Consider the following 9,325-nt stretch of genomic DNA (forward strand, 5'->3'; position numbering starts at 1 on the left):
CACCCGAACGGGGAGACCTCCCTCGTCGCGTACGTGCTGCCCTTCACCGGCGAGGACGTCGACCGCGTCGAGGTCGCGAATTTCGTCGGCCGCACCCTGCCCGCCTACATGGTTCCCGCGTCCGTCACCCTGCTCGACGCCCTGCCGCTCACCCCGGCGGGCAAACTCGACCGGGCCGCGCTGCCCGAACCCATCTTCGCCGCCGCGGCCACCACGTTCGAGGCGCCGAGGAACCCGATGGAAGTGATCGTCGCCGGCATCTTCGCGGACATCCTCACCCTGCCCGAGATCGGCATCCACGACAGCTTCTTCGACCTCGGCGGCAACTCGCTGCTCGCCACCCAGGTGGTGTCGCGGATCAACGCCGCCCTCGACGTCCACGTCGGCGTCCGCGAGGTGTTCGAATCGCCGACCGTCGCCGCGCTCGCGGCCCGGATCACCGAGACCACCACCCACGGTGCGCGGCGGCCCGCGCTGACGGCGAGGGTGCGACCCGAACACATCCCGCTGTCGCTCGCCCAGCAGCGGATGTGGTTCATCAACCAGTTCGACACCGCGTCACCGGCTTACAACCTGCCGGTCGCACTCCGGCTGTCGGGCGAGGTGGACCTGTACGCCATGCAGATCGCGATCGCCGATCTGGTCGGACGGCACGAGGCGCTACGCACCGTCTACCCCGACTCCGCCGACGGCCCGCACCAGGTGATCCTGCCCGCCGCCGACGCGGTGCCTGACCTGACACCGGTGCCTGCGCACCCCGACGACGTCCTCGAACGGGTGCTCGCACTCGTGACGACGGGCTTCGACGTGACCTCGGACGTGCCGCTGCGGGCACGGATGTACCGGGTCGGCACCGACGACTACGTGCTCGTCATGGTCGCCCACCACATCTCGGGGGACGGCTGGTCGCTCGCCCCACTGGCCCGCGACGTCATGCTCGCCTACACCGCCCGCACCGAGGGGCACGTCCCCCTCTGGACGCCGCTGCCGGTGCAGTACGCCGACTACAGCCTGTGGCAGCGGGAACTCCTCGGCGACGAGGCCGACCCCGAATCGGTTGCCGCCGAACAGATCACGTACTGGACCCGCACCCTGGACGGCCTGCCGGACCGGCTGTCGCTGCCGACCGACCGCCCGAGGCCCGCGGTCGCATCCCACCGGGGCGCGCACGTGCCGTTCACCATCGACGCCGACACCCACCGCGCACTGCTGACGCTCGCGCGCGGCCGGAACGCCTCGCTGTTCATGGTGATGCACACCGCGCTCGCGGTCCTCCTCGCGCGACTGAGCAACGAATCCGACATCGCCGTCGGCGCGCCCATCGCCGGACGCGGCGAGGAGTCCCTCGACGAACTCGTCGGCATGTTCGTGAACACCCTGGTCCTGCGCACCCACGTCGACCTCGAGACTTCGTTCGCGGACAGCCTGAACGTCGCACGGTCCACCGACCTGGGCGCATTCGCGCACTCGGACATCCCGTTCGAGCGCCTCGTCGACGTGCTGAATCCGGCCCGTTCCCGCGCGCACCACCCGCTGTTCCAGGTGGCGTTCTCGTTCCAGAACCTCGCCACCGCCACACTCGAACTTCCCGGCCTGCATGTCGAGGGACTCGACGTGCCGAACACGATCTCCAACTTCGACCTGCACCTGACGCTGTCGGAGAAGCACGACGCCGACGGCGCCCCGGACGTGATCGAGGCCCAGTTCACCTACGCCACCGACCTCTTCGACGACACGACGGTCCGGGCGTTCGCGGAACGCTTCCTACGCATCCTCGGGTCGGTCGTGCAGGACCCGGACCTCGCCGTCGGTGCCATCGACCTCCTCGACGACGCCGAACGGCAGTCGGTGATCGCCGAATTCAACGACACCGCTGTCGATCTGCCGCAGACGACCCTCCCCGACCTGTTCTCCGCCCAGGTGGCACGGACACCCGACGACCCCGCGGTGTTCTTCGAGGGCACCGAACTGACGTACGCCGAGTTCGACCGCCGCGTCGACGCGCTCGCCCACCGGCTGATCGATGCGGGCGTGGGGACGGAAACGGTGGTGGGGCTGGCGATGAACCGGTCGATCGAACTGCTCGCCGGGATGTACGCGGTATTGCGGGCCGGTGGCGCCTACCTGCCGATCGATCTCGGTCATCCCGCCGACCGGCTGGCGTACGTGCTGGAGACGGCGCGCCCGGTGTGCATCCTCACCACGTCCTCGGACGGGTTCACCGCCGAGAACGTCCCCGTGCTCGAGATCGACACCCTCGACCTCGACCCGCGCGGACCGGTGACCGACGCGCAGCGGCGCGCCCCGCTACGGCCGGAAAACACGGCGTATCTGATCTTCACGTCCGGGTCCACCGGCCGGCCCAAGGGTGTCGCGGTATCGCACGCCGCCATCGCGAACCAACTCCGCTGGAAGCAGCACGAATACCCGCTCGACACCACCGACGCGGTCGTGCAGAAGACACCGGTCACGTTCGACCTGTCGGTGTGGGAACTGTTCTGGCCGCTGACGTCGGGGGCCCGGCTCGTCATCGCCCGCCCGGACGGTCACCGCGACCCGGCCTACCTGGCGGACCTGATGCGTCAGCAGCGCGTCACGACAGCACATTTCGTGCCGTCCCTGCTGGAGGCGTTCATCCCGGGTGCGGGGGAACAGCCGGCCTTGCGTCGGGTGCTGTGCATCGGTGAGGCGCTGCCCGCCGACACCGCCGCCCGTTTCCGCCGCCGGTTCGGCTACGTCGCCCTGCACAACCTGTACGGGCCCACCGAGGCCGCCGTGTCCGTGACGGCCTGGGCGCACACCGACGACGACGCCGACACCGTCCCCATCGGCGGACCCGAATGGAACACGCAGGCGTTCGTGCTCGACGCCCGGCTGAACCCGGTCCCCGTCGGGGTCGCTGGGGAGCTGTACCTGGCCGGTGACCAGCTGGCCCGCGGTTACGTCGCCCGCACCGATCTGACGGCCGAGCGCTTCGTCGCCAACCCGTTCGGCGCACCCGGTTCACGGCTCTACCGCACCGGTGACGTGGTCCGCTGGCGCGTCCGGGACACCAAGGGGGTCCTCGAGTACCTCGAGCGCTCCGACTTCCAGGTGAAGGTCCGCGGATTCCGCATCGAACTCGGCGAGATCGAGTCGGCGCTGGTGCGGTCCGCGGGGGTGGGGCAAGCCGTCGTGGTCGCCCACCGGAACCCGCACACCGGGACCGCCCTCGTCGCCTACGCGGTCCCCGAGGACGGCGCGACCGTCGACCCCGCCGCGGTGCTGGCCGACGTCGGCGCCGCGGTGCCGAGTTATATGATGCCCGCCGCCGTCGTCGTGCTCGCGGACCTGCCGCTGACCGCGAACGGAAAACTCGACCGCAAGGCGCTCCCCGCACCCGACTTCGCTTCGACGGCAGTCGAATACCGCGCACCCGCGACACCCACCGAGGAGATCGTCGCCGCCGTGTACGCCGACGTGCTCGGCGTCGAGGAGGTCGGGACCGGCGCGAACTTCTTCGACCTCGGCGGCAACTCCCTCGTCGCCACCCGGGTGGTCGCCCGGCTGTCCGAGACACTAGGTCGGCGCGTCGAGATTCGGTCCCTGTTCGAGGCGCCTGCCGTTGGCGCCCTTGCGGCGCTGCTGGATTCGACGGACGCGACCGCCCCCACGCGCCCGGCGCTGACCCCGGCAGTGCGCCCCGAACGGCTCCCACTGTCCTCGGCGCAGCAACGGATGTGGTTCCTCAACCGGTTCGACCCGAACTCCGCCGTGCACAACATTCCCGTGGCGGTCCGGCTGTCGGGCGTCCTGGACGTCGCCGCCCTGCAACACGCGGTCACCGACGTCCTCCACCGCCACGAGTCGCTGCGGACGATCTACCCGGACTCCGTTGACGGCCCGTACCAGGTGATCCTGCCCGCCGGTGGGGCCGGTGGCGCAGCGTCCGTCGTCCCGACCGACGAGACCGCACTGCCCGCCCTGATCGCCGACCTGGTGACCACCGGATTCGACGTCACCGCGGAGGTGCCGGTGCGGGTCCGGATCTTCCGGATCTCCGCGACGGAACACGTCCTCGCCGTGGTGGTCCACCACATCTCCGGCGACGGCTGGTCGATGGCGCCGATGGTGCGGGACGTGATGGCGGCGTACTCGGCGCGGTCGGCGGGCACGAGCCCGGACTGGGCACCGCTGCCGGTGCAGTACGCCGATTACGCACTGTGGCAGCGAGACCTCCTCGGCGACGAAACCGATCCCGACTCGGTGGCGGCGCGGCAACTCGCGTTCTGGACACGGGCCCTCGCAGGAGCTCCGGATCAGCTGGATCTGCCCACCGACCGGCCGCGTCCAGCGGTCGCGTCGTACCGGGGCGGCACCGTCGACTTCACCGTGCCGTCCGATCTGCACGGCTCCCTGCTGGGTGCGGCGCGGGACGCGAACGCCTCCGTGTTCATGGTGGTGCACTCGGCGCTCGCGGTGCTGCTGAGCCGGCTCGCCGGTTCCGCGGACATCGCCATCGGAACCCCCGTCGCGGGACGCGGCGAACGCGAACTCGACGACCTGATCGGCATGTTCGTCAACACGCTGGTCCTGCGACAGCACGTCGACGGCGGGCGCACATTCGCCGAACTCCTCGCCGACGTCCGCGAGACCGATCTCGCCGCGTTCTCGCACGCGGACGTCCCGTTCGAGCGCCTCGTCGAGGTCGTCAATCCGTCGCGGTCCACCGGGCGGCACCCCCTGTTCCAGGTGATGCTCACGTTCCAGAACCTCGACCAGGCGACCCTGGAACTCGGCGACCTGTCGGTGACCGGTGTCGACTTCGACGTGGACATCGCCAAGTTCGACCTGCAACTCACCCTGATGGAGCAGTTCGACCCCGAGGGATGCCCCGACGGGATCGCCGCCCGCCTCACGTACGCCGCCGACCTGTTCGACGAGCCGTCCGCGCACGTATTCGGGCAGCGGTTCCTGCAGGTGCTGCGCGCGGCGGTCGACGGTCCGGGCGCTGCGGTCGGCGACCTCGACATCCTCGGCAACGGCGAACGGAAGCAGATCGCCGGCACCCACGACACCGTGCACCCCGTCCCCGCCGGCACTCTCGCGTCGCTGCTCGACACGGCCGTGGCGACGAACCCCGACCGGATCGCGGTGGTCTTTGACCGGGACGAACTGACGTACGCAAACTTCGACGCCCGCGTGAACAGGCTGGCGCGCCGACTGATCGAGCAGGGCGTCGGCCCCGAGTCGGTGGTGGCGGTGGCGATGCGCCGCTCGATCGATCTGCTCGTGGGAATCCATGCCGTCGTCAAGGCGGGCGGCGCCTACCTGCCGATCGATCCCGACCATCCGGCCGAGCGCACCGCGTACGTACTCGACACCGCACAGCCCGCGTGTGTGCTGGTCAGCGGCGTCGGACTCGATGACAGCGGCTCGGCCCCCGTCATCGACGTCGCCTCCGAGGACCTCTCCCGGCACGGCAGTGCGCCCGTCACCGATCGGGACCGGCTCCGGCCGCTGTCCGCGGCGAACACGGCGTACGTGATCTTCACGTCCGGCTCGACGGGCCGGCCGAAGGGCGTCGCGGTCACCCACGGAGCGATCGTGAACCGGCTGCTGTGGATGCAGCACGAATACGCCCTGACCAGCGCGGACGTTGTTCTGCAGAAGACGCCCGTGACGTTCGACGTGTCGGTGTGGGAGCTGTTCTGGCCGCTGCAGGTCGGGGCGTCCCTGGTGATCGCCGCACCCGACGGACATCGCGATCCGCGGTATCTGACCGGGCTGGTACAGGAACGTCACGTGACGACCATCCACTTCGTGCCGTCCATGCTGTCGGTGTTCACCGCCGAACCCGATGCGGCGCAGTGTGATTCGTTGCGTCTGGTGTTCTGTTCGGGGGAGGCGCTGACGCCGGAACAGGTGTCACGGTTCCGGGCGGTCAGCGGTGCGGATCTGCACAATCTGTACGGGCCGACGGAGGCCGCGGTCGACGTGACGCACTGGGAGACCAGTGCGTCCGACACACAGTCTGTCCCGATCGGTCGTCCGGTGTGGAACACCCAGCTGCATGTGCTCGATGCCCGGTTGCACCCGGTGCCGAACGGGGTGGCGGGGGAGCTGTACCTCGCGGGCGACCAGTTGGCGCGGGGGTACCTCGGCCGCGTCGATCTCACCTCGGATCGGTTCGTGGCGAACCCCTACGTCGCAGGTGGGCGGATGTACCGGACGGGCGATCTGGTGCGACGCCGCGGCGACGGGGCTCTGGAGTACCTGGGGCGTACGGACTTCCAGGTGAAGTTGCGGGGGCAGCGGATCGAGTTGGGGGAGATCGAGTCGGCTTTGGAGACGCATCCGGCGGTCACGCAGGCGGTCGTGGTGGTGCACCGGGACGAACGCGGCGAGGAAGCCCTCGTCGCCTACCTGGTGGGACGACGCGCGACCGAGTGGTCGGACGTGCGCGCACACCTGTCGACCCGACTCCCGTCGTACATGATCCCGGCGCACGTCGTGCACCTGGACGCGCTGCCGCTGTCGGTGAACGGCAAACTCGACCGCAAGGCCCTGCCCGCACCGGAGGTCCGCTCGGCCGCCGCCGAGTATCAGCCCCCACGGACCGCGGCCGAACGGGCCGTCGCCACCGTGTTCGGCGAGGTCCTCGGCATCGACCGGGTCGGAGCCACGGACAGCTTCTTCGACCTCGGCGGCAACTCCCTGATCGCCACCCGCGCCGCGTCCGCGCTCGGGTCCGAACTGGGCATCGACTTCCCGCTGCAGTGGATGTTCAGCGACCCCACACCGCGGTCGCTGGGGCAGCGCATCCAGAATGCGGCGACCGACGGAACGGACGGTGCCGGCACCTCGCTCGACGTGCTGCTCCCGATCCGCACCCGAGGGGCGGCGGAACCGCTGTTCTGCGTTCACCCGTTCATCGGGCTCGCGTGGAGCTACGCCGGGCTGAGCCGGGAACTGACCGAGGACAGGCCGATCTACGGGCTGCAGTCGCCGGCGCTGACCGAGGACGCGCCGCACCCGGAGACGATCACCGACTTCGCGGATCGCTACGTCCGCGAGATCCGCTCGATCCAGCCGCACGGCCCGTACCACCTGGTGGGCTGGTCACTCGGCGGGGTCATCGCTCACGAGATGGCGGTGCAGTTGCAGGAGGCCGGCGAAGAGGTGCGGCTGCTCGGGCTCCTCGACAGCTACGTCGGGCTCGACCGCAGCGTGGAGAACACCGCGACCACCGCGGATCTCCTCGGCGGTGCCGGCCTGGACCTGCCCGACGACGGTGTTCTCGACGAACTCGCGCCCGGCGGGCAATTCGACGCCGAGCGGGCGGCCGCGCTGCTCCGGATCGTCGGCGGTCCGCTGGCAGCACTGACCGCCCCGGAACTCGACCGGATCTACGGCAACGCGCTGCGGGCCCCCGACCTGATCGACGGACACCGGCCGAGAGTGTTCGACGGCGAACTCGTGTTCTTCACCGCCGCCCTCGACGACGGCTTCCACGTCGACCCGGTGACCTGCTGGGCCCCGTTCGTGCGCGGCAGGATCGACGAGCACCCGGTGGACGCGACGCACTGGACGATGACGACACCGGACGCTCTCGCCGCGATCGCGCCGCACCTCGAGCGTTCGCGTCGCCGGCCGCGGCACGCCGCGCCCGACACCGGCCGGGACGCCGACCCCGACGACAGCGAGAACCGGCCGCACCCGGTGCGCTGACCGCACCCCGCCGCCGCTCAACCGACCGTGAGGTTTGGTTTGGGCGGTGATGGGGGAATACCACGAAAGGTGAGCGGTTGTAGTGGAAATGAGCGGTTCACCACCCGGAATGGCGTGGACGCCGGACGCGCTGTGGCTTCAGGGTGCCGGTTTCATACCCCAGGTGTGAGATCTGCCCGAAGAGAAGACCAAACCCTTGACTCCGCCGTACCGAATAGTAGATTGAGAGCGGTCATGTGACCTACCTCTCAAACGGTATGGAAGCCCGGGAGGTCGGTCATACGTGGTTTCTTCGACTGCGTGTTCGGGGCGTGACGCTCGGTGCTTGGTGTGCTCGGAATGTAACGCGCCCGCGTTTCAGCAGATCGGAGTGCTTGGATGAGTCCTGTCGAGACGGTGACCAGCCCAGTGACCTACAGAAGCTTGTCCGTGTCGAACATCCCGTCCCCGCCGAAGCCGGGGGCGCAGACTCCCCGGACCACGCCGAAGGCGGGGTCGCAGACGTCCCGGACCACGCCGAAGGCGGGGTCGCATACCACCCGGACGCGGCGAACGCCGCCCCGGCAGAGCCGAGACGGCGTTCGTACGGTTCGGTGGCCTGTGTCAGGCTCCGCGGCGCTTCGCCTTCAGCAGGTCGAGGCGCTCCTTCAGCAGCTCTTCCAGTTCCTCCTTGGAACGGCGTTCGAGCAGCATGTCCCAGTGGGTACGCGGCGGCTTGACCTTCTTGGCCTCGGGCGCCGTGCCCTCGACCAGGGTTCCCTCGAGGCCGTTGCGGCACAGCCACGTGCCGGGGATCTCGGCATCGTCGGCGAAGGGAATGTCGAAGATCTCACCGTTGTCGCACCGGTACTTGGCCATCCGGCGGGGTGCGAGGTCGTGGTCACGGTCGGTCTCGTAGCTCACCGCTCCGAGTCGACTCCCTCGAAGTACGCGATCTGCCATGGTGGTGTCCTCTCCTCGTTCGTCTCCGCGCGAGCACGCCTGGACCAGCACCAAGCGTTCACACTCATCTACAACGCCACGGCCTCCCGATTGGTTCCCGCACGCCGCGCAGATGCAACCTCGACATCTTACCGGGCGGGCTCGGGGGCGCCGCGCAGTAAGGTGGTCGACCATGACCAGCGCCTCCCGCAGACCGGATTCCTGTGTGTGGTGCGGACGCGAAGTGGCCGAGACGGGGATGGGCCGGCGTCGCCGGTACTGCCGCCAATCGTGCCGGCAACGCGCGTACGAGCAGCGCAACCAGGTCAAGGGCACCAGCATCCCCGCCGATGCGGTGGTGCTCACGTCGGAGGAAGCCTCCGCCATGGTCGACCGGGTTTTCCAGGTTCGATGTGCCGCCGAGGACGTGGCGACAGCCGTTGCCGAAGGTGCGGCGGCCCATGAGGTGGAGTCCCTGTGCGCCGACCTCGTGCAACTCGCACGTGAGGCCGAACGCTTCCGCTGAGCCTCGCACAGAGGCAGGGGAGCGTGGGACGCACTCTGCTCGACCGGTCCGACCGTCGCCGATCGATGGCGATTCCGAAACGAACATCACGAATCGACGCACACCGGGCCCACACGTACAGCACGATCAGTACAGCGTGGGAGACCGGCGTCGGTTGGTCCGTCTCAC

The 9,325-nt window shown here is 69.5% G+C and carries 3 protein-coding genes (1 of these 3 only partly in view); 2 read left to right on the plus strand and 1 reads right to left on the minus strand.

Annotation, left to right across the window (positions count from 1 at the left end; genetic code table 11):
• Positions 1-7,710 carry the end of a non-ribosomal peptide synthetase gene (locus tag JWS13_RS44705; protein ID WP_206011441.1) on the plus strand. The gene continues 23,364 nt to the left of window position 1, outside the view, so 7,710 of the gene's 31,074 nt are visible here — the last part of the coding sequence; its start codon lies off the left edge, out of view; it ends in the stop codon at positions 7,708-7,710.
• A gap of 603 nt (positions 7,711-8,313) precedes the next feature.
• Here JWS13_RS44705 and JWS13_RS44710 read toward each other — a convergent pair.
• On the minus strand, positions 8,314-8,652 hold the full coding sequence (locus JWS13_RS44710; protein ID WP_124393463.1) for an RNA polymerase-binding protein RbpA: 339 nt from the start codon (positions 8,650-8,652) through the stop codon (positions 8,314-8,316).
• Between the two features lie 172 nt (positions 8,653-8,824).
• Here JWS13_RS44710 and JWS13_RS44715 point away from each other — a divergent pair, with 172 nt between their 5' ends.
• Complete coding sequence (locus tag JWS13_RS44715) at positions 8,825-9,157, plus strand: hypothetical protein (protein ID WP_124393462.1); 333 nt, start codon at positions 8,825-8,827, stop codon at positions 9,155-9,157.
• The last annotated feature ends 168 nt before the right edge of the window (positions 9,158-9,325 follow it).

It is taken from the genome of Rhodococcus pseudokoreensis, from assembly GCF_017068395.1.
In the GTDB taxonomy this organism is placed as follows: domain Bacteria; phylum Actinomycetota; class Actinomycetes; order Mycobacteriales; family Mycobacteriaceae; genus Rhodococcus_F; species Rhodococcus_F pseudokoreensis.